19 protein-coding genes are annotated in these 20,481 nt (G+C 70.6%); 9 read left to right on the top strand and 10 right to left on the bottom strand.

Annotated features, from left to right (window positions below; all coding sequences use genetic code 11):
• Positions 1–65 precede the first annotated feature (65 nt).
• The 5 genes from OG948_RS25365 to OG948_RS25345 form a co-directional block, all read right to left on the bottom strand.
• Positions 66–758, bottom strand: a complete 693-nt coding sequence (locus OG948_RS25365; RefSeq protein WP_406298655.1) for a Tellurium resistance — start codon at positions 756–758, stop codon at positions 66–68.
• Positions 759–917: 159 nt separating this feature from the next.
• Complete coding sequence (locus OG948_RS25360) at positions 918–2,069, bottom strand: DUF475 domain-containing protein (protein WP_406298654.1); 1,152 nt, start codon at positions 2,067–2,069, stop codon at positions 918–920.
• Positions 2,070–2,217: 148 nt separating this feature from the next.
• The gene (locus OG948_RS25355; RefSeq protein WP_395872759.1) at positions 2,218–2,796 is read right to left on the bottom strand and encodes a TerD family protein; all 579 of its coding nucleotides are present in this window, start codon (positions 2,794–2,796) and stop codon (positions 2,218–2,220) included.
• A gap of 195 nt (positions 2,797–2,991) precedes the next feature.
• Positions 2,992–3,567 (bottom strand): TerD family protein, encoded by a 576-nt coding sequence (locus OG948_RS25350; protein WP_395872739.1) that lies wholly within the window; start codon positions 3,565–3,567, stop codon positions 2,992–2,994.
• Between the two features lie 176 nt (positions 3,568–3,743).
• On the bottom strand, positions 3,744–4,202 hold the full coding sequence (locus OG948_RS25345; RefSeq protein WP_406298653.1) for a peroxiredoxin: 459 nt from the start codon (positions 4,200–4,202) through the stop codon (positions 3,744–3,746).
• A 128-nt stretch (positions 4,203–4,330) separates the two neighbouring features.
• On the opposite strand from OG948_RS25345, the gene OG948_RS25340 reads away from it, so the two are divergent.
• Positions 4,331–5,278: a maleylpyruvate isomerase N-terminal domain-containing protein gene (locus OG948_RS25340; protein WP_406298652.1), complete on the top strand. Its 948-nt coding sequence runs from the start codon at positions 4,331–4,333 to the stop codon at positions 5,276–5,278.
• A 484-nt stretch (positions 5,279–5,762) separates the two neighbouring features.
• Here OG948_RS25340 and OG948_RS25335 read toward each other — a convergent pair whose 3' ends face one another.
• Positions 5,763–6,206 (bottom strand): DUF3052 domain-containing protein, encoded by a 444-nt coding sequence (locus OG948_RS25335; RefSeq protein ID WP_026217985.1) that lies wholly within the window; start codon positions 6,204–6,206, stop codon positions 5,763–5,765.
• Positions 6,207–6,398: 192 nt separating this feature from the next.
• Positions 6,399–6,623, bottom strand: a complete 225-nt coding sequence (locus OG948_RS25330) for a DUF1918 domain-containing protein (protein WP_395872736.1) — start codon at positions 6,621–6,623, stop codon at positions 6,399–6,401.
• 378 nt (positions 6,624–7,001) lie between these two features.
• Between OG948_RS25330 and aceE the strand changes: the two genes are divergently transcribed.
• The 3 genes from aceE to OG948_RS25315 all read left to right on the top strand — a co-directional run bounded on the left by aceE (position 7,002) and on the right by OG948_RS25315 (position 12,537).
• Entirely contained in the window at positions 7,002–9,737 is a 2,736-nt protein-coding gene (gene aceE / locus OG948_RS25325) for a pyruvate dehydrogenase (acetyl-transferring), homodimeric type (RefSeq protein WP_406298651.1), read from the top strand.
• Positions 9,738–9,991: 254 nt separating this feature from the next.
• Positions 9,992–11,380, top strand: coding sequence for a hypothetical protein (locus OG948_RS25320; RefSeq protein ID WP_406300335.1), 1,389 nt, complete (start codon positions 9,992–9,994; stop codon positions 11,378–11,380).
• Positions 11,377–12,537, top strand: a complete 1,161-nt coding sequence (locus OG948_RS25315; protein WP_406298650.1) for an ARPP-2 domain-containing protein — start codon at positions 11,377–11,379, stop codon at positions 12,535–12,537. The genes OG948_RS25320 and OG948_RS25315 overlap by 4 nt, the downstream gene beginning before the upstream one ends.
• 36 nt (positions 12,538–12,573) lie before the next feature.
• On the opposite strand, the gene OG948_RS25310 is transcribed toward OG948_RS25315, so the two are convergent.
• The 3 genes from OG948_RS25310 to OG948_RS25300 form a co-directional block, all read right to left on the bottom strand.
• Entirely contained in the window at positions 12,574–13,587 is a 1,014-nt protein-coding gene (locus OG948_RS25310; RefSeq protein ID WP_406298649.1) for an aldo/keto reductase, read from the bottom strand.
• A complete protein-coding gene (locus OG948_RS25305; RefSeq protein WP_406298648.1) occupies positions 13,550–14,029 on the bottom strand; it encodes a MerR family transcriptional regulator in 480 nt (159 codons plus the stop codon). The genes OG948_RS25310 and OG948_RS25305 overlap by 38 nt, the downstream gene beginning before the upstream one ends.
• Before the next feature lie 91 nt (positions 14,030–14,120).
• Positions 14,121–14,858, bottom strand: coding sequence for a pirin family protein (locus OG948_RS25300; RefSeq protein WP_406298647.1), 738 nt, complete (start codon positions 14,856–14,858; stop codon positions 14,121–14,123).
• Between the two features lie 348 nt (positions 14,859–15,206).
• Here OG948_RS25300 and OG948_RS25295 point away from each other — a divergent pair, with 348 nt between their 5' ends.
• The 5 genes from OG948_RS25295 (at position 15,207) to OG948_RS25275 (ending at position 20,410) form a co-directional block, all read left to right on the top strand.
• Positions 15,207–16,193: an ABC transporter substrate-binding protein gene (locus OG948_RS25295; RefSeq protein ID WP_406298646.1), complete on the top strand. Its 987-nt coding sequence runs from the start codon at positions 15,207–15,209 to the stop codon at positions 16,191–16,193.
• A gap of 10 nt (positions 16,194–16,203) precedes the next feature.
• Positions 16,204–17,256: a FecCD family ABC transporter permease gene (locus OG948_RS25290; protein ID WP_406298645.1), complete on the top strand. Its 1,053-nt coding sequence runs from the start codon at positions 16,204–16,206 to the stop codon at positions 17,254–17,256.
• Positions 17,253–18,065 carry an ABC transporter ATP-binding protein gene (locus OG948_RS25285; protein WP_406298644.1) on the top strand — a complete coding sequence of 271 codons (813 nt, stop codon included), beginning with the start codon at positions 17,253–17,255 and terminating at the stop codon, positions 18,063–18,065. The genes OG948_RS25290 and OG948_RS25285 overlap by 4 nt, the downstream gene beginning before the upstream one ends.
• The gene (locus tag OG948_RS25280; RefSeq protein WP_406298643.1) at positions 18,062–18,787 is read left to right on the top strand and encodes an adenosylcobinamide amidohydrolase; all 726 of its coding nucleotides are present in this window, start codon (positions 18,062–18,064) and stop codon (positions 18,785–18,787) included. Before OG948_RS25285 ends, OG948_RS25280 begins: the two co-directional genes overlap by 4 nt.
• 444 nt (positions 18,788–19,231) lie before the next feature.
• A complete protein-coding gene (locus OG948_RS25275) occupies positions 19,232–20,410 on the top strand; it encodes a PucR family transcriptional regulator (RefSeq protein WP_406298642.1) in 1,179 nt (392 codons plus the stop codon).
• The last annotated feature ends 71 nt before the right edge of the window (positions 20,411–20,481 follow it).

Here is a 20,481-nt window from a genome sequence, read left to right as displayed (position 1 = left end):
CGGCGTTCACGCACGGGTCCGCTACCGGCGGGCGGTCACCGGGGGAGCGGCCACCGGTCGGGCGATCACTTGTAGCCGCGCGCCCACAGCAGCCCCCACCCGTACTCACGGTCCAGCTCGGCCTGGTATCCGTGCACGTAGCGCACCTCGCGGCGCACCACGATCTCGTCGCCGTGGTTCTCCACCACCGCGACCGCGCACGTGTGCGCCTCGCGCGCGTGCTCGTCCAACCGCACCTCGATCGGCAGCCCCGAGTTGGGGAACAGCGTGACCACCCCGTTGACCTGGTCGAACGCCGGGATGCCCTCGTAGATGTAGACGAAGATCAACAACCGGCGCACGTTCCGCGCCTGGTCGATGTTGATGAACAACGTCTCGCCCGACGCCGAGCCGGACCGGTCGTCGGTGTCCAGCCGCACGTACGGCGGCTGGCTGAAGGTCCCGTAGAGGTTGCCCAGGGCCTGCACGACGCCTTTCGAGCCGTCGCTCATTTCCCACATGCAGCCGAGGTCGAGGTCGATCTTCTGCGGCAGCGGCGGCGACTGCACCGCCAGCGGCCGGAACAACCCGCCGCTGCGCTGGCGCGGCGGCGCCTCCTCGACCTGTGGATTCCAGTGCAGATTGACCCGCAGCGTCCCGGTCGCGGAACCCGCCTGGGTCAGCGAGACCTCGGGCGTCGAGCGAGTCAGCGCGACCTTGTGCCCGCCGTGCTCGGGCTCGCGCTCCATCAATCCCCGACGCCAGTCGAAAAGCGGCATCAAGCCCTCCCTGATCCCCCGGCCGGTGCGCGTACGCGTAGTGGCGGCTTCAGTACACAACATAACGGGGCCGGAAAAAACCGGTACCGCGCCCGGAACGGTGCTCGGGCGCGGTACCGGTCGTGATCCCGCGTGCGGGACGCGGGGTGCGGTCGAAGGCTAGGCGTCGACCTTCACACCGCTGTTGCTCTGCCCCGGGACATGGCCGATCCGCTTGTTGCGCATGATCGAGGAGACCAGCGCGACGCCGATGAAGCCGACCCCGACCAGGCCGGTGATCACCTCGTGGATCTCCCACTTGATCGACACCAGCAGGATGCTCGCCAGCGCGCCGATCGCGTACATCGCGCCGTGCTCCAGGTACACGTAGTCGTCCAGCGTGCCCTGGCGCACCAGGTAGACGGTGAGCGACCGGATGTACATCGCGCCGATACCCAGACCCAGCGTGATCATCAGCAGGTCCTGGGTGATCGCGAACGCGCCGACCACACCGTCGAAGGAGAACGACGCGTCGAGCACCTCGAGGTAGAGGAACATGAAGAACGCGGCCTTGCCGGCGGCGAGCTGCACGGGCTTGGGACCGCTGCGACCCCCGGCCTCGGCCGGCGCCGCACCCTCCTCGGCCTCGTCCTCGTCCTCCTCGTCGTCGATGTGCGCCAGCGTGCCGTGCGTCTCGAAGTAGTCCGAGAGCCCGCCGACGCCCAGGTACGCGATCAGGCCGAGCACGCCGGCCACCATGACCGTGCCCTCCTTGTGCGCGGGCGAGAGCGTCTGCGCGGTCACCACGAGCACGATCAGCGCGATCAGCGTGGACAACACGTCGAAGTTGCCGAGCCTGCCGGTGACGCGCTCCAGCGGGCCGATCCACTTGTGTTCACGCTCGTCGTCGAACATGAAGTCCAGAAAGATCATCAACAGGAACAGACCACCGAAGGCGGCGATCGCCGGATGCGCCTCGTCCAGGTGCTCCGCGTAGGTCATCCCGTCGATCATCTTGTCGTCGTGGAACGCGAGATCCACCACGTCCACCGGACCGATTCCGGCGGTCAAACTGACGATCAGCAGCGGGAAGACGAGCCGCATGCCGAAGACGGCGATCAGAATACCGACCGTCAGGAACATCTTCTGCCAGAAGGCATTCATTTTCTTGAGGATCGTGGCATTTACTACAGCGTTGTCGAAAGACAACGAGATCTCGAGGATCGACAGGATCAGCACGATGCCGAATCCGGTCGCCCCCCAGAAATACGCGGCGACGGCGAGACCGACCACCGTCACGCCGAACGACCAGCCGAACGTACGGATTACCACGGATGAGGTCCTTATCTACCTGGGGATTGCATCTCCGGGTGGGTCATCAGGAAGACCGGCCCTCACGCCCCCACCCGAGAGACTCGGAAAAGGCGTCAGGGCCGGCCCCACCGGGTGACCGACCCTGACACACACCGTCAGTACGTACTCATTGCACGCTGACGCCGAAGTCGAGTGCGATCCCCCGCAGGCCCGAAGCGTACCCCTGACCTACCGCCCGGAACTTCCACTCCCCCTGGTAACGGTAAAGTTCTCCAAAGATCATGGCTGTCTCGCTTGACGCATCCTCGGTAAGGTCATATCGCGCGAGTTCGTTGTTGTCCGCCTGGTTCACGATCCGGATGTAGGCGTTGCGGACCTGTCCGAAGGTCTGCCCGCGCATCTCGGCGTCGTAGATCGAGACCGGGAAAACCACCTTCTCGACCTGGTCGGGAACGGCCATCAGATCGACGAGGATCACCTCGTCGTCGCCGTCACCGTCGCCCGTGAGGTTGTCGCCGGTGTGCTCGACCGAAGCCTCGGGGCTCTTGAGGTTGTTGTAGAAGACGAAATAGTCGTCGCCGAGCACCTTGCCCGCACCACCGCACAGCAGCGCACTCGCGTCCAGGTCGAACGAGGCGCCCGTGGTGGCGCGCGCGTCCCAGCCCAGACCCACCAAGACATTGGTGAGATTGGGTGCGGCCTTGCTCAACGAGACGTTTCCGCCCTTGGCGAGGGTGACCCCCATCGATTCCTCCTGATCGTCGTACATTCGCTTCAACCTTGCCATGCCCCCGACCCGGCGGGACCCCCTTTTCGCACAGCTCACAGCGTGCGGGAGGGGGCGCTCCGACGGCGCCGCGCACGACCCCACCCCGGTCCGGGACGACGAACGCCCGCCGACCGCGGGTGCGGTCGGCGGGCGTTCGTGATGTCTCGCCTATCAGACGTTGACTCCGAAGTCCTTGGCGATGCCGCGCAGGCCCGAGGCGTAGCCCTGGCCCACCGCGCGGAACTTCCACTCCGCGCCGTTGCGGTAGAGCTCGCCGAAGACCATCGCGGTTTCCGTGGACGCGTCCTCGGTGAGGTCGTACCGGGCGAGTTCCTTGTTGTCGGCCTGGTTCACGATGCGGATGAACGCGTTGCGGACCTGGCCGAAGCTCTGCTGGCGCGTCTCGGCGTCGTAGATCGAGACCGGGAAGACGACCCGCTCGACATCCGCCGGGACACCCGCCAGGTTGACCTTGATCGCCTCGTCGTCCCCCTCGCCCTCACCGGTGAGGTTGTCACCGGTGTGCTCGACGGAGCCGTCGGGGCTCTTGAGGTTGTTGAAGAAGACGAAGTGGCCGTCGGACGGCGCCTGGCCACTTCCGTTGAGCAGGATCGCGCTCGCGTCGAGGTCGAAGTCCGTGCCGGTGGTCGTACGCACATCCCAGCCCAGGCCGACCAGAACAGCAGTGAGGCCCGGAGCCTCCTTCGAGAGCGAGACGTTGCCGCCCTTGCTCAGGCTGACGCCCACGAGTCCTCCAAAGGTTCATGGAGCAACTGGTGCCCCGGAATTTTCGCCTACAGACGAGACAACGCGCCGATCCTAGTCATGAGTTCCTGACCGGCGGGAGTCTCGCCGCGGCACGGGTACCCCGACCCGGCCCGACCTACGCCCGAACCCGCCGGAGAACCCCCGACCGCGCCGAATCAGACGCTCGCGAGCGCCTTCAGGTACTCCGCCTGGTCCCGCGCGTCCGGGATCGCGTTGACCACACTCCACTTGACCACGCCCTCCTTGTCGATGACGAAGGTCGCGCGCACGGCGCAGCCCTTGTCCTCGGCAAAGACGCCGTACGCCCGCGCGACCCCGCCGTGCGGCCAGAAGTCGGACAGCAGCGGGTACTCGTAGCCCTCCTGCTCGGCGAACACGCGCAGCGAGAACGGCGCGTCGCAGGACACGGCCAGGACCTGCACGTCGTCGTTCTGGAAGTTGGGCAGATCGTCGCGCAGCGCGCACAGCTCGCCGGTGCACACACCGGTGAACGCGAACGGGTAGAAGACGAGCAGGACGTTCTTCTCACCGCGGAAGTCCGCGAGCCGAACGACCTCGCCGTGCTGGTTCTTGAGCTCGAACTCGGGGGCCTTGCTACCGATCTCGACGGCCATGATGCGCATCTCCTTGTCCCGGGCGGCGACGTCCGCCTCTCGGCGCGAGCCTAGCCGGGGGCTTCGGGCGGGCTCGGGGCGGCCGGGGTGCGGCGTTCGGGCACCGGGCGAGCGGGCAGTATGCGGGCATGTCCTCGATCGAGATCGTGAGCGGCCCCTGGGGCACCGCCTCCATGCCCGCCCGAACGCAGCGCGAGCGGGCCCTCGCCGCGTGGGACGCCTTCCGTGACCTGGCCGCCCGGGTCGACCCGAACGCGCCGTCCCGGCTGCCGGGCTGGGACGGCCGCGCCGTGATCAGCCACCTCGCGTCCTGGCCGGACGCCCCGCTGCTGGCCCGCCTGCTCGCCGAGGCGAGCGGCCGACGGGCTCCCGACGCCGCCCCGATGGACCAGGACGACGTCAACGGTCACCTGGTCCGGGCACACCGCGACGCCGGTCTCGAGGACCTGCTGGCCGCGCTCGACGACGGCCGCCGGCGCCTGGCCGCCGCGTTCGACGCCACCGCCGCGGACCCGGAGCTGGCGCTCGCCCGCACCGGCTCACAGGTCGGCCCGGTCCCGCTGCTCACCCAGTTCGGCGCGATCGCCTACGAACTGGCCGTACACGCGCTGGACCTGGCCCCGTGCGGCGCCGGCGAGCCCGCCCCCGAACTGCTCGACGCCGGGGTGCTGGCGCTGGCCGACATCACCGGCGCGCTGGCCGCCCGGCACGGAGTCCGGACCCGGACCGGCCTGGCGGTGCCCGGCGGCGGCTGGGGCTTCGCCGCGCCCGGCACCGGCGGCATCGGCTGGGAGGTCTTCCCGCTCCCGCCCGGCCGGCCGAACCTGCCCGCCGTCGAGGCCCGCACCGCCGCCCTGCTCCTGGACGCCTCCGCCGGCCGCCGCGCCGCCCCCGCCCTGCTCGCCCGCCGCGACCTCAAGCCCCACAACCTGCCCGGCCTGCTCGCCCTGGCCCCCCTCCTGGACCACGTCCCCGGCCTCCCCGGCGGCCCCGCCCTACGCCTCACCGCCGGCGCCCTCACCAACGTCGCCCGCATGACCTCCCTACTCCCCACCCTCGGCCGCCCCCGCCCCTAACCCCACCCCAGACCCGTCAACGCCCCGACCCTGGCTCCAGCCCGTCAACGCCCCGACCCAGCCCCTCCCCACCGCACGCCCCACCCCAGGCGCGTCAGCGCCCCCGACCCAGCCCACCCCCGGTGATCGACGCGCGAAGCGCGGAGAGCGGCGGAGCCGCAAGTGTGGGCTTCGTGGCCCGGAGCGAAGCGGAGGGACACGAAGCCCCGAGCGAGGCGCCACCTTTTTTCTCGGAGGAGCGAAGCGGGGGAGAGAAAAAAGGTGGCGCCTCGCGAGCCGGCGACGAAGTCGCCCAAAAAACAGCAACGCCGCACCCACGACTCCGGCCCACCACGCCACACCCCCACCCACGACCCACCCCCACCCGCACCCCCACCCGCGAGCCCGCACCCCCCGACAAAGTCGCCCAACAAAGCAAGCCCCGCCCGGTGACCTTCATCACCGACCGGGGCCGCATTCGTCTGCTTACCGCAGTGGCATCGGGTTACTTCTTGCCGCTGCGCACCGCCTTGGGCGACACCAGACGGGTCGCCGACCAATCCTTGACGGCGCCGAAGCTCGTCGTGCGGGCCAAGCCCGCCGTCGGCGCGGCCTCACCGATGTCCGAGGGTTCTACATATCCGTCACGGCCGGTCTTGGGGGTCAGCAGCCAGATATGGCCACCATCCGTGAGCGTGGCGAGGGCATCCACGAGGGTGTCGACGAGGTCGCCGTCGTCCTCGCGAAACCACAACAGGACGACGTCCGCGACGTCTTCCTCGTAGTCCTCATCGACGAGTTCGTTTCCGGTGAGCTCCGCGATCTCCTCGCGCAGCTCCTCGTCCACGTCGTCGTCGTAACCGAGCTCCTGGACCACCTGTCCGGGCTGGAACCCAAGTCGAACGGCCGAGTTGGCCCGCTCTTCCGCGTGGTCCGCGGTCGCGCTCACGAATTAACCTCCCTTGTCCGGCCCCACAACGCTTCGGGGCTCACGCGCGTAAGTCCACACGCGCCAGGCTGTTCGCGCAAGTACCCAGGTCACGTACTCGCGCAAACGCCACACCGCGCCCTGTGCGGAAGCTACCCCCGCCAGGTGTGGATCACGCAACGTATTCGAGGGTCCAGCCTGACAGACGAATGCTCACCAGGTCCGCCGGGGCCGTCCCGCGGCCGGGTCGGCGCCGCCGGCGGTCTCGATCACCGCGTCCGCGCCGGGGATCACCAACCCGGTGTGTCCGTCCTCGAACCGCACCACATACGGCGGTGCCCCGTCCGGCCCCCTGACCTCGACGATCTCCCCGAATCGGTCTCCTCGACCGACCGTCTTCCCGTGCACGTGGAGCCGGTCGCCAATTCGTGCCCGCATCGGCTGTGACCTCCTTCTCGAACGGGTGCGAAACCACTCACACCCCCAGGGAACTACGCCAGTGCGCCGCGCGTAAGACAGTCGGCGTAAGGTCTTGGAGGTTCACGGTTGCATCACCCCGCAATCGCGAACCGCCGCGTGGAGCGTCCGGCGACAGTCGGACGATCAGGGCAGCTCCGCTCCTTTCGCGGTAACCGAACACGGATCGGGCTCGGTACATGTGGCGCAGGCGGGCACCCCGCCGGTCCATTACCGGTCGGTAGAGATGACGGATCCAACGTCCGGGTACCACGATGGGGACGGCGCGACACCGCTCAGGGTGGTCGACCCCGCTCTCGCGGGGAGGGTCCCCATCTACCGATAAGGCGAAGGAACAGCGTGGCTTCCGGACGAGAGCGCTTCTCGATCATCAGCGACGGCCTCCCGAGCCAGCTCCCCGACATCGATCCGAACGAGACCGGGGAATGGCTGGAGTCGCTGGACGCAGTCATCAACGAGCAGGGCCGCCAGCGAGCCCGCTACATCATGCTCAAGCTGCTCGAACGGGCCCGTGAACGACAGGTCGGCGTGCCGGGCCTGCGCAGCACGGACTACATCAACACGATTGCCCCGGAGAGCGAGCCCTGGTTCCCCGGCGACGAGAACATCGAGCGGCGCATCCGTGCGTTCGTCCGGTGGAATGCCGCGATCATGGTGTCGCGGGCGAACCGCCCGGGGCTGGGGGTCGGCGGGCACATCGCCACCTACGCGTCCTCGGCGAGCCTGTACGAGGTCGGCTTCAACCACTTCTTCCGCGGCAAGGACCACGGGGAGTCGGGCGACCAGATCTACTTCCAGGGACACGCGTCTCCGGGCATCTACGCACGTGCCTTCCTGGAGGGACGCCTCACCCAGGCCCAGCTCGACGGCTTCCGCCAGGAGAAGTCGGCCGCCCCGAACGGGCTGCCGAGCTACCCGCACCCGCGGATGATGCCGGAGTTCTGGGAGTTCCCGACCGTCTCGATGGGCCTGGGCCCGCTCGGGGCGATCTACCAGGCCCGGTTCAACCGGTACCTGCACAACCGGAACATCAAGGACACCTCGCGCAGCCACGTCTGGGCCTTCCTCGGCGACGGCGAGATGGACGAGCCGGAGTCGCTCGGCAACATCGGGCTGGCCGCTCGTGAGGAGCTGGACAACCTCACCTTCGTGATCAACTGCAACCTGCAGCGACTCGACGGTCCGGTGCGCGGCAACGGCAAGATCATCCAGGAGCTGGAGTCGTACTTCCGCGGCGCCGGCTGGAACGTGATCAAGGTCGTCTGGGGTCGCGACTGGGACCCGCTGCTGGCCCAGGACACCGACGGCGCGCTCGTGAACAAGATGAACACGACGCCCGACGGCCAGTTCCAGACCTACGCGGTGGAGTCCGGCGCGTATGTGCGCGAGCACTTCTTCGGCGACGACGCGCGGCTGCGTCGGATGGTGCAGGACCTGACCGACGAGGACATCCAAAAGCTCGGTCGCGGCGGGCACGACTACCGCAAGGTCTACGCGGCCTTCAAGTCGGCACGTGAGCACGTCGGTCAGCCGACGGTGATCCTGGCGCAGACGGTGAAGGGGTGGACGCTCGGCCCGAACTTCGAGTCGCGCAACGCCACGCACCAGATGAAGAAGCTCACCAAGTCGGACCTGAAGGCGTTCCGCGACCGGCTCTACCTGCCGATCTCGGACGAGCAGCTCGAAGGCGACGTCCCCCCGTACTTCCACCCCGGTGAGAAGTCCGAGGAGATGGAGTACATGCGCGAGCGGCGTGCCGCGCTCGGTGGTTCGCTGCCGCAGCGGCTGGACCGCTCCAAGCCGCTCAAGCTGCCCGGCGACCCGGTCTACAGCGTGCTGAAGAAGGGCTCGAAGCAGCCGGTCGCCACGACGCAGGCGTTCGTGCGCCTGCTCAAGGACCTGATGCGCGACTCCGAGATCGGCAAGCGCTTCGTGCCGATCGCGCCGGACGAGTACCGCACCTTCGGCATGGACGCGATGTTCCCGACCGCCAAGGTCTACAACCCGCACGGGCAGACCTACGACTCGGTGGACCGTGAGCTGCTCCTGTCGTACAAGGAGTCGGCGCAGGGTCAGATGTTGCACGACGGCATCTCCGAGGCCGGCTGTGTGGCGTCGCTGATCGCCGCGGGCTCGACGTACTCGACGCACGGCGAGCAGATGATCCCCGTGTACGTCTTCTACTCGATGTTCGGGTTCCAGCGCACCGGCGACCAGTTCTGGCAGATGGCCGACCAGCTCAGCCGCGGCTTCGTGCTCGGCGCCACGGCCGGTCGCACCACGCTGACCGGCGAGGGCACGCAGCACGCGGACGGGCACTCGCAGCTGCTGGCCTCGACGAACCCGGCCTGTGTCGCCTACGACCCGGCCTTCTCGTACGAGATCGCGCACATCGTCAAGGACGGTCTGCGGCGGATGTACGGCGAGAACGCCGAGGACGTCTTCTACTACATGACGGTCTACAACGAGCCCATCGCGCAGCCGGCGGAGCCCGCGAACGTCGACGTGGACGGCATCCTCAAGGGCCTGTACCTCTACCAGGACGGTCCCGCCAAGGAGGGCGCGCTGCGTGCCCAGATCCTCGCCTCCGGTGTCGGTATGCCGTGGGCGCTGGACGCGCAGAAGCTGCTCGCCGAGGACTGGAACGTGGTCGCCGACGTGTGGTCGGCCACGTCCTGGAACGAGCTGCGGCGCGACGCGGTCGCGGCGGAGGAGCACAACCTGCTCCACCCCGAGGCCGAGCCGCACATCCCGTACGTGACCCGAGTACTCGACGGCCGACCCGGCCCGGTGGTGGCGGTCAGCGACTGGATGCGGGCCGTACCGGACCAGATCTCGCGTTGGGTCCCGGCGGACTTCGCGTCGCTGGGCACCGACGGCTTCGGCTTCGCGGACACGCGCGGCGCGGCCCGGCGCTTCTTCCACGTGGACACCGAGTCCGTCGTGGTGGGTGTGCTGTCCGAGCTCGCCCGCCGCGGCGAGATCGAGCCCGGCGTGGTCGCGGACGCGATCAAGCGCTACGAACTCCTGGACGTCAAGGCGGCCGGAGTGGGCACGGTCGGCGGCGACGCCTGATCGGCACGTAGTCCGGCCGCGGCCCCGATCCTTGTCCTGGATCGGGGCCGCGGCCGTTATTGCCGAGCCTTCGGGATCGCCTCGGGTCTAGACTCGCGGGGCCGGCCGCGGGACTTCGGCTGCGACTTTCGGAATCGCCTCTTAAGCGTCACTTCGCTGTTCGCGCCTCCATTCCCCGGCCGGCGTCAGCTTTCGTCCGGCCGAGGGGACGCGTGGTGGATCGCCGGGAAGTGGCGGCGTGCGAAGACGTGGTGATGTTCGTCAACGCCGCGGTGACCGCCACCGGCCAGCGCGAGTTCCGCGACGACGCGGACGCGCAACGGCTGTCGGTCGGGTTCCTGCACGAGTACATCGCGGGCAACTACCGCGAGCTGTACGCCGCCACCCTCGCGCTGGACATCAACGACTTCAACGCCGCCCTGATCGTCCGGAACCTGCTCGAGAGCAGCCGCGACCTGGCTCCCGAGGTGCGCCGCCGCGAGGGCGAACTGATCGCGCGCCGGCTGGAACTGATGGCCCCTCAGCGGGTCTGGAAGCTCTTTCGCGAGTTGGCCCGACGCGGCGTCAACAACCGCCGTACGCGCGCGATCATGCGCGAGTGGACGGCGGGCCGCCGTGATCCGGTCTTCGACGCGGTGAAGTACCGGACCGGGGTCAAGGCCACGCTTCGGCACGCACACCTGCGCACGCCCGCCGAGACCGGCACGTTCCTGTTCACCGCGCCCCGCAAGGTGGCGGCCTTCGAAACCCCGCTGTTCGAGACCTGGCGCCAGGCGCACTACGCGCAGAGCGCGCTGTACGAACTGCCGTACACCGTCGCCGAGGGGCTCGCCTCCAAGCACCGCATCAAGCGCGCGACCTTCCTGGAGCGGATCGCCCCGCAACTGACCCGGCTGGAGCGGTTGCGGCTGCAGGGCGCCGGCGAGCGGGCCGAGGTCGGCGCGGTGCGGGCGGACCTCTCCCGGATGCCGCTGACCCGGCTGGCGTCCTACGTGTTGTCCCTGCCGCGCGCCGATCGCACCGCCCGATACGACGAGTTGCGGCACGCGCTGACCGAATCCGCGCGGCGGGCGGCGGGCGACGCCGCGGGAACCTGGGGCCGGGTCGTCGCGGTGCTCGACGACAGCTTCTCCTCGTTCGGGTCGACCGCGAAGCGGCAGCGGCCGCTGGCCGTCGCGCTGGCCTGCCGGTTCCTGTTGAAGGCGCTCGCGCGGGAGTTCACCGGGCTGTGGACCTCGGGGCTGCACGACCCGCTGCTGGTGCGACCGAGCGGGCCCACGCCGCTGGGCGAGCGGCTGATCGACGCGCTCGAACTGGCCCCGGACCGCCTGGTCGTGGTCTCCGACGGCTGGGACAACAGCCCGCCGGGGCTGGCCGCCGAGGTGTTGCGGGTGTGGCGCGAAAGGCTGGATCCGGACGGGGCGACCACCGTGGTGCATCTCAATCCCGTGTACGACGCGGACGGCTTCGACGTGAAGCGGCTGTCGGCGAGCGTGCCGACGGTGGGGGTGCGCGACGCGGAGGACGTGCCGGCGCTGGTCGAGTTGGCCCGGTTCGCCGAGGGGCGGGCCGGGTTCGAGGAGCTGCGGCACTACCTGGCGGATCGTCAGGACCGGTTCCGAGCCCGGAAGGCGGCGGTATGAGCGACACGTTCGCGACGACCGGCCTGACCGCCCGACCCGCACAGGTGTGGGGCGCGATCCGGCTGGTGCCGCTGGTGCGCGAGGAGCCGCTGGTGGGCCTGCGGCTGGATCGACGGGTGTACGGGGCCGGTGACCCCTCGATCGTCGACGTCGGCGACGGCACCTGCTACCAAGCCTTCATCCCGCACGCGTTCGTGGCGTCCTGGGGCACCGACGCCGACCCGTCGGCGGCGTTCGGCACCCAGCTCCAGGAACGACCGGCAATGCCCTCGAGCGCGCGGATGCGGGCGCCCCGGCGGGCGTTGCGACGGATGGCCCACCGGGAGAGCAGCAACCGGCTGCGTTTCCTCCCGATGCACCTGGCCATGGAGGGATATCTCGCGTTGCACTTCGGCGGGCCGTCGATCGTGTGGGAGGAGTGGACCGACCGGGCCGTGCGCAAGGGGTTGTCGCCGCGCACGGAGGAGGCGTTCTGCGGCTGTGTCGTGCGCGGTCTGGCCGACGCGCTCAAGGTGTTCGAGATCCATCGCGGACAGTGCGGGGTCGCGCTGTACGTCGCGGACACGCTCGCGAGCGTGTTCGTGGTGCCGCACCCCTCCGACTACCGGGCCCTGCACACCACGCTGCTCGAGGACCTGTACGGCGAGGTGCTGTTCCACTACGCCAACTACGTCGAGGCGGTTCCGGACTTCGTCGTGGCGATCGACGGCGAGCGGGTGTCCTCACTCGCGAACCTGCGCCGCGAGGCGGCGGAACAGTCCCGCGCGTGGGAGCGGTTCCATCACCTGATGCTGGCCGGCCTCACCGGCGAGGGTGCCTACACGAGTGAATCGGTGTACCGGATGGGCTCGTTCGAACTCACCCGGTTCCTGCCCTCGTTCCGGCTCGACGAGGAGAACCACATCGGCGAGCGCATCACCCACGAGGACGGCCGGCTCGCGTACTGCAAGACGTTTCGGCTGTCCCCCACGCAGACCCGCAGGGGCCACCTGCTCGCCAACCTGCGCGCGCACGAGTGGGATCTGGTCGCGACGGCGACCGCGTTGCACACCACGCCGTCCGAGTTGACCCGTCGGATCCGCGACTCGGGCTTCGACGGGCTGCTCCGGCAACACGTGGTGGATCGCCTCGATCGCGACGGACGCCGCCGCGGCTGAGGCCGCCCCGCGTCGGCGAGGCGGCCTCGGGCCGGTTCAGTCGCGGTCGTTGAAGGTGGCCGCCATGTCCGGGTACCGCGCGCCGGTGACCTGCCCGGCGATCGGCTCCAGCGCGGCCAGTTCGGCCTCGGTGAGCACCAGGTCGACCGCGGCCACGTTCTCCTCCAGGCGGTGCCGCTTGGTGGTGCCCGGAATCGGCACCACCGACAGGCCCCACGCCTCGGTGCGCGACTGCACCCACGCCAGCGCGACCTGCGCCGGCGTCGCGCCGTGCGCCCGCGCGATCGCCCGCACCGGCTCCAGGATCGCCGCGTTCGCGGCGGCGTTGTCGCCGGTGAAGCGCGGCTGGCGGCGGCGGAAGTCGCCCTCCGGGAGCGTCTCCGCCGCGGCCCAGGCACCGGTCAGGAAGCCCCGGCCGAGCGGCGAGTAGGCGACCAGCGCCGCGCCCACCTCGCGGGTGGCGGGCACCACGGAGTCCTCGATGTCGCGGGTGAACAGGCTCCACTCCGACTGCACGGCGGCGATCGGGTGCACGGCCGCCGCCGCGTGCAGCTCCTTGGCGGTCACCTCGGACAGGCCCAGATGCCGGACCTTGCCGTCGCGCACCAGCTCCGCCATCGCGCCGACGGTCTCCTCGATCGGCACCCGCACGTCGCGACGGTGCATGTAGTACAGGTCGATCACATCGGTGCGCAGCCGGCGCAGGCTCGCCTCGGCGGCCCGCTTGACGTAGGCCGCGTCGCCGCGGATCTCGCGCACGCCCTCGGGCGAGACGTGGATCGCGAACTTGGTCGCGAGGGTGATCCGCTCGCGCCGGCCGCCCTCGGCGAGGAAGGCCCCGAGCAGTTCCTCGTTGGTGTGCGGGCCGTAGACGTCCGAGGTGTCGAACAGGGTGACGCCCAGGTCGAGCGCGCGTTCCAGGGTCGCCACCGACTCGGCGTGTTCGGCGCCCACGTAGAAGGCGCTCATGCCCATGCAGCCCAGCCCCTGGGCGAAGACCTCGGGACCGTCGTCACCCAGCCTGAGAGTGCTCGTCTTGTGAGTGCTCATCGTCGTTACTCCGCTCCGCGTCCGCGTACGTCTCGATCTTGTAGTCGATGACGAGCAGGCAGCTCTGGAGATCGCTGATCCGGTTGCGGACCTCCTCGCGGTGGTCCTGCAACAGCTCTCGGCGCGCGGCCCGGGTCTCGTCGCCCAGGCGGACCAGCTCCGCGTATCGGAGCATGTCCGCCACCGGCATCCCGGTCAGCCGCATCTTGCCGACGAACTCCAGCCAGTCGAGATCGTGGTCGCTGTAGCGACGCCGACTCCCCCGCCCGTTCCCGTCTCGTCCCGTCCCGGGGCCCTGCCGGCTCACGTGCCGCATCAGGCCGATCCGCTCGTACCAGCGCAGCGTGTGCGCGGTCAGGCCGGTGCGGGCCACCACTTCGCCGATCGAGTACTTGCCGACCTCGTAGTCCTGGGGTGCGGTGACCTGCTGCGTGGCCGACATCGTTGAGCCTCCGGTGGGGAGCCCGCCCCGGTGGGGCGGGCACGACATGAACGCTACGGAGTTGGAGCGCACTCCAAGCAAGCACGAATCCTCACGCGTCGGTCAACCCGGCGTGCATCTCCCACACCAGCACCTCGGCCGGGCCGTCCGGGAAGGCGGTGATCCGCTGTCCCTGGGCGTCCGCCAGACGCACCGCGTCACCCGCCGCGAGCACGCCGGCGCCCTCCAGCTCGACGATGCCGCGCGCGACGAACACGTGCGCGAACGGCGCGTCCGGCAGCGTCGCGGTGCCGCCCGCGGGCAGTCGCGCCACATGCAGCGCGGCGTCCTTCCGGTGGATCCGGATCGCCGCGTCGTGCCCGGGTCGCCCGGACGCGATCGGCACCAGCCCGCCGCGCTCGAGCTCGGCCCGCACGTCGCGCTGCTGGTAACCCGGCGTGATCCCGGTCTCGTCCGGCACCACCCACATCTGCACGAAGTGCACCGGCTCGGCCGAGCCGGTCGCGTCGTTCTTCTCCGAGTGCAGGATGCCCCGGCCCGCGCTCATCCGCTGGGCCAGCCCCGGGTGGATGATCCCGTTGTGGCCCTCGGAGTCCTGGTGCACCAGGGAGCCGGAGAGCACCCACGTGACGATCTCCATGTCCCGGTGCGGATGCGTGTCGAAGCCGGTACCGGGCGCCACCACGTCGTCGTTGCTGACCAGGAGCAGTCCGAAGTGCGTGTTGTCCGGCGCGTAGTGCCGGCTGAAGGAGAAGCTGTGGTGCGAGTCGAGCCAGCCCGCGCGCGTATGGAAGCGGTCGCCGGCCCGGCGCACGTCGAAGGTGGTCATGCCGTTTTCAACCGCGGACCGGGCGCGTGCTGTTCCCGCGCCCGGTGGGGCCCGGGGCCCCTGGCGTGCGGGCGGATCACCCGCAAACCGGCCCCAATCACCGAGGGTGAACGGCCCCGTTGATATCGTTCGCGCGTCGGCGGCCGGTTTGTCGCCGACGGCGTCGAACGCAGCGAAGTCCGGTGGGATCCCGGCGCTGTCCCGCAACTGTGATGCCCCGCCCCTCTCCCGGGTGTTCGGGGACGAGCCAGGTCGCCTCGTCCGCGCCGACGACATCGGCCTCGCAGGAGGGGCGATCCGTCTCCACGGGTCCCGACACCTGCCGTGTCCCGGGACCTGGAGTTTTCGTTGAGATCCATACCCCTGCTTCGTTCCGCCGCCGCGCTGCTGCTCGGCGCGCTCGTCCTGACCGGGTGCGGTGACTCGGACGACTCGAAGGACGGGAAGCCCCAGGGCACACCCGCGGCGGCCGGCGGCTCCACCGGGTCGGGTCCCGACGCCAAGGCCTTCCCGGCGACCGTGGACTCCGGCGGCACCAAGGTCACCATCGCGAGCGCGCCGAAGAAGATCGTCTCGCTGACCCCCAGCGCCACCGAGATGTTGTTCGCGATCGGTGCCGGCGGCCAGGTCACCGCGGTCGACGACCAGTCGAACTTCCCGGCGAACGCGCCCAAGACCAAGTTGTCCGGCTTCAAGCCGAACATCGAGGCGATCACCAACTACACCCCGGACCTGGTGGTCGCCTCGGACGACATCGACGGCCTGGTCGCGGCGCTGAACAAGCTCAGGATCCCGGTCGTGCTGACCCCCGCGGCCAAGACCTTCGACGACTCGTACGCGCAGCTCACCACGCTGGGCACGGCCACCGGACACAGCCGGGAGGCCGGCGAGGTCGCGGCGAGGATGCGGACCGACATCGCGGGCATCGTCGCCGCGACGCCCAAGCCCGCGAGGCAACTGAGCTACTTCCACGAGTTGGACAACACGCTCTACACCTCGACCTCCAAGACCTTCATCGGCCAGGTGTACGCGCAGTTCGGCCTGAAGAACATCGCCGACGAGGCGGACAAGGCCGGCACCGGCTACCCGCAGCTCTCCGCCGAGTACCTCGTGCAGGCCAACCCCGACCTGGTCTTCCTCGCCGACACCAAGTGCTGCGGCCAAAACGCCGACGTGGTGGCCAAGCGACCGGGCTGGGACAAGGTGAACGCCGTGCGCAACGGCGGCGTGGTCGGACTCGACGACGACATAGCCTCGCGCTGGGGACCGCGCGTGGTGGACCTGGTCCGGGCCGTCTCCGGCGCGGTCACCAAGGCCGGCGCGACGCAGGGCTGACGGCCGGCTCGTGCGGGACCTCCTGCCCACCCGATCCCGACCGGCGGTACTGCCCCTGCTCTGCGCGGGCGTACTGCTGGTCGGCGTCGTCGTACTCGCGCTGACCGTCGGTGCGGCCGATCTGCCCGCGAGCGGGGTGGTGCTCGCGCTGCTGGACAAGCTGCCGTTCGTGGACCTCGACCACGGTCTGTCCCCGGTCCAGTACGCGGTCCTGATGGACCTGCGGCTGCCCCGGGTGCTGGCCGCGGTGACCGTGGGCGGGCTGCTGGCCATGGCCGGCGCCGGCTACCAGGGCGTCTTCCGCAACCCGCTGGCCGACCCGTACCTGCTCGGCGCCGCCTCCGGCGCGGGCCTGGGCGCGACGCTGGTGATCGTGTACGCGGACGGGGACAGCGTGGGCGGGATCCCGGTGGTGCCGCTCGCCTCGTTCGTCGGCGCGATGGGCGGGGTGCTGCTCGCCTACGGACTCGGCACGAGCGCGGGCCGCTCGGACGGCACCGCGAACCTGGTCCTGGCGGGGGTCGCGGTCGCCCAGTTCCTGGCCGCCGCCCAGACCTACGTGCAATCCGCCAACACCGACGAACTGCGCCGGATCTACTCGTGGATCTTCGGCCGACTGTCCGGGATCGGCTGGGCCGACCTGCGGATGATCCTGCCGTACGCGCTGGTGAGCACCGCGGTGCTGCTCGTCCACGGACGCCTGCTCGACGTCATGTCGGTCGGCGACGAGGAGGCCGCGGGTCTGGGCGTACGGGCCGGCCGGGTGCGCCTGGTGGTGCTGCTCGCCGCCTCCCTGGCCACCGCGTCGGCGGTCGCGATCAGCGGCCTGATCGGCTTCGTCGGCATCGTGGTGCCGCACATCGTGCGCCGCTTCGTGGGCGGCAGCTACCGCCGGGTCCTGCCCATGTCGCTGCTGTGCGGCGCGGCCTTCCTGGTGCTCACCGACCTGCTCGCGCGCACCCTGACCGCCCCCGGCGAACTGCCGATCGGCGTGGTCACCGCGTTCGTCGGCGCGCCGTTCTTCGTCTTCGTGCTGCGCGGCACCCGCAAGGTGGACGTATGAGCGCCCGGTTGCTGCTGCGCGACACCGGCGTGGACCGCGACCGGGTCCCGGTCCTGCGCGACGTGCACGCGGACGTCGAGCCGGGCGAGTGGCTCGCGGTGATCGGCCCCAACGGCGCGGGCAAGTCCACGCTGCTCAAGGCGGTCGCGGGACTGCTGCCCTATCTGGGCTCGATCAGCGTGGCCGGGCGCCCGGTCCGCGACATGTCCCAGCGCGAACTCGGCCGCGGCATCGCCTACACCGCGCAGAGCCCGGTGGTGCCGGCGCAGATGCCGGTGCACGAGTACGTCCTGCTCGGCCGCACCCCGCACCTGGGCTATCTGGCCCGTCCCGGGCGGCGCGACCGGGCGATCACCGACGAGGTGATCGAGCGGCTGGACCTGGGCCCGTTCGCCGGGCGGGACGTGGGCCGGCTCTCCGGCGGCGAGCGGCAACGGGTGGTGCTGGCCCGGGCGCTCGCCCAGCAGGCCCCGGTGCTGCTCCTGGACGAGCCGACCACCGCGCTCGACCTGGGCCATCAGCAGCAGGTGCTGGAGATCGTGGACGGGCTGCGCCGCGACGACGGCCTGACCGTGCTCACCACGCTGCACGACCTGGGCGTGGCCGCGCAGTACGCGGATCGGCTGCTGATGCTGGTCGACGGGCGGCCGGTGGCGTCGGGGTCGGCCGCCGAGGTGCTCACCCCCGAGTCGATCGCCGAGCACTACCAGGCTCGGGTGTCGGTCGACACCGGTCCGGACGGCCGCCCGCGGGTACACCTGGTCCGCCCCGGGCACCTGGGCCGGGACACCGCCGAGGGGTCTCCGTGAGCACCCTGCCCCGCCCGCGCGCGACGCCGGCCGCCTTGCTCCGCCCGCGAACGGTGTGGCGCGACGAGGACACCACCCGTCGCCCGTCCCTGCTGTGGCCGGCCGGGCCCGGTTGGCGCATGGCCTCCTCCGCACTGCTGGGCGGCGGCATCGGCGAACGCGCGTGGGTCCTCAACCTCCAGGTCCGCGCCGGCTACGACCGCATGGACCCGGTGACCCACCTGGAGGAGGTGGCCGCCGCACTGGACCTGACCGGCCCGGGCGTGGGCCTGATGACCGCCGCCGACGTCACCGCATGGACACACGGCGCGGACGAGGGCGTCGAGGCGGCGGTGACCACCGGCATCGGCATCCCGACCTGGGCCGCCGACCCGGCCCCGGGCCGCCCCGGCGCACCCCCGCCCGGCACGATCAACGTCCTCGCCGCCATCCCCGCCCCCCTCTCCGACGCGGCCCTGATCAACGCGGTGGCCACCGCCACGGAAGCGAAGGTGCAGGCCCTGCTGGACGCCGGCTACGCCTGCACCGGAACCCCCTCGGACGCGATCTGCATCGCGTCCCGCACACCAGTCCCCGGCACCCCCACGGAACCCTTCGGCGGCCCCCGCTCCCTATGGGGCGCCCGCCTCGCCCGAGCGGTACACACCGCCGTACTACACGGCGCCCACACCGACCGCCACCGCAGACACCACAAACCCCACGACACGCCCACCCCCACATGACCAACGCCCACCCCCCAGGCGCGTCAGCGCCCCCGACCCACCCCCACCCCAGTGATCGACGCGCGAAGCGCGGAGAGCGGCGGAGCCGCAGGTATGGACGGTGTGCCCCGGAGCGAAGCGGAGGGACACGCCGTCCCGAGCGAGGCGCCGCTTTTTCTTGGAGGAGCTTGCGGGGGAAAGAAAAAGCGGTGCCTCGCGAGCCGGCGACGAAGTCGCCCAACAAGCAGCAACGCCGCGGGACACGACTCTCGCCCGCCACCCCACGCCCCCACGACACCCGGCCCGGCCACCCCACGCCCCCACACCCCAGGCCCCGCCACCCCACGCCCGCCCACGACACCCGGCCCGCCACCCCGGCCCCCCCACACCCCAGACCCGGGCCATCCGCGCCTCACCCCCACTCCCACCCGCGAGCCGGCGACCGAGTCGCCCGACAAGCAGAGGATGATAGGCAAGGTGAGTTCCAAGCCCGATTTGCGCGCCGCGACCGTCCGCCGGCTCGAGAAGTCCGCCGGCGCACTGGCCGGCGCCGCCCTGGCGAGGATGGACGAGGCGCTCCCCTGGTACCGGAACATGCCCGCCGACAACCGCTCTTGGATCGGCCTGGTCGCGCAGGCCGGCATCTCCGCGTTCACCGAGTGGTTCCGGCATCCGGAGACCCCGCAGAAGGTCAGCGCCGACGTGTTCGGCACCGCGCCGCGCGAACTGACCCGCACCATCACGCTGCCGCACACCGTGGAGTTGATCCGCACCACGATCGAGGTGGTCGAGGCCGAGATCGCCACCCTGGCCGCGCCCGGCTACGAGCAGGCGCTGCGCGAGGCGCTGCTGCTGTACTCCCGGGAGATCGCCTTCGCGACCGCGCAGGTGTACGCGCACGCCGCCGAGACGCGCGGCGCGTGGGACGCCCGACTGGAGGCGCTGGTCGTGCACTCGCTGCTGCGCGGCGAGGCCGACGAGGGCATCCTCTCCCGCGCCTCGGCCCTGGGCTGGGGCTCGCCGGACTCGGTCATGGTCGTGGTGGGCAACGCCCCGGACGCGGACACCCAGGCGGTCGTGGACGGCATCCACCGGGCCGGCCGGCACGCCCGACTGAACGTGCTCACCGGCGTCCAGGGCGAGCGGCTCGTGGTGATCCTGGGCGGCACCGACGACCCGATCCGAGCCACCCGTTCGCTGATCGGCCAGTTCGGCCCGGGCCCGGTGGTGGTCGGCCCCGAGGTACCGGACCTGCTGGCCGCCGTCCGCTCCGCGCAGGCGGCGATGTCCGGACACCGCGCGTGCGTCGCGTGGCCGGACGCCCCACGCCCGGTGTCCGCCGACGATCTCCTGCCCGAGCGCGCGCTCGCGGGCGACGAGGAGGCCCGGGACCAGTTGGTGGAGGAGATCTACATACCTCTGCACGCCGCCGGCTCCGCGCTGCTGGAGACACTCTCCGTGTACCTGGAGCAGGCGGCGAGTCTCGAGGGAGCCGCCCGGATGCTCTTCGTACACCCGAATACCGTGCGCTACCGGCTGCGACGTGTGGTGGACGTTACCGGACTCGTACCGACCGAGACGCGTTCCGCGTTCACCCTCCAGGTCTCGTTGATCCTCGGCCGGCTCGCCGCGATCGAAAGCTGACCCGAACACCTTTTGTAGGAAACCCACAAAGTCGCCATCGGATCTTCGTCCCTGCCGATAAGGGGCTCACA

Source organism: Embleya sp. NBC_00888, from assembly GCF_045207655.1.
In the GTDB taxonomy this organism is placed as follows: domain Bacteria; phylum Actinomycetota; class Actinomycetes; order Streptomycetales; family Streptomycetaceae; genus Embleya.
Note: the sequence above shows the minus strand (reverse complement) of the source record. Positions and strands in the feature narration are given on the sequence as shown.

Bases quoted from the DNA above. Each gene is read 5' to 3' on its own strand.
- OG948_RS25365 (WP_406298655.1), bottom strand. From the start codon at position 758: ATGCCGCTTTTCGACTGGCGTCGGGGATTGATGGAGCGCGAGCCCGAG.
- OG948_RS25355 (WP_395872759.1), bottom strand. From the start codon at position 2,796: ATGGGGGTCACCCTCGCCAAGGGCGGAAACGTCTCGTTGAGCAAGGCC.
- OG948_RS25345 (WP_406298653.1), bottom strand. From the start codon at position 4,202: ATGGCCGTCGAGATCGGTAGCAAGGCCCCCGAGTTCGAGCTCAAGAAC.
- OG948_RS25340 (WP_406298652.1), top strand. From the start codon at position 4,331: ATGTCCTCGATCGAGATCGTGAGCGGCCCCTGGGGCACCGCCTCCATG.
- OG948_RS25330 (WP_395872736.1), bottom strand. From the start codon at position 6,623: ATGCGGGCACGAATTGGCGACCGGCTCCACGTGCACGGGAAGACGGTC.
- OG948_RS25320 (WP_406300335.1), top strand. From the start codon at position 9,992: ATGTTCGTCAACGCCGCGGTGACCGCCACCGGCCAGCGCGAGTTCCGC.
- OG948_RS25315 (WP_406298650.1), top strand. From the start codon at position 11,377: ATGAGCGACACGTTCGCGACGACCGGCCTGACCGCCCGACCCGCACAG.
- OG948_RS25310 (WP_406298649.1), bottom strand. From the start codon at position 13,587: ATGAGCACTCACAAGACGAGCACTCTCAGGCTGGGTGACGACGGTCCC.
- OG948_RS25305 (WP_406298648.1), bottom strand. From the start codon at position 14,029: ATGTCGGCCACGCAGCAGGTCACCGCACCCCAGGACTACGAGGTCGGC.
- OG948_RS25300 (WP_406298647.1), bottom strand. From the start codon at position 14,858: ATGACCACCTTCGACGTGCGCCGGGCCGGCGACCGCTTCCATACGCGC.
- OG948_RS25285 (WP_406298644.1), top strand. From the start codon at position 17,253: ATGAGCGCCCGGTTGCTGCTGCGCGACACCGGCGTGGACCGCGACCGG.
- OG948_RS25275 (WP_406298642.1), top strand. From the start codon at position 19,232: ATGATAGGCAAGGTGAGTTCCAAGCCCGATTTGCGCGCCGCGACCGTC.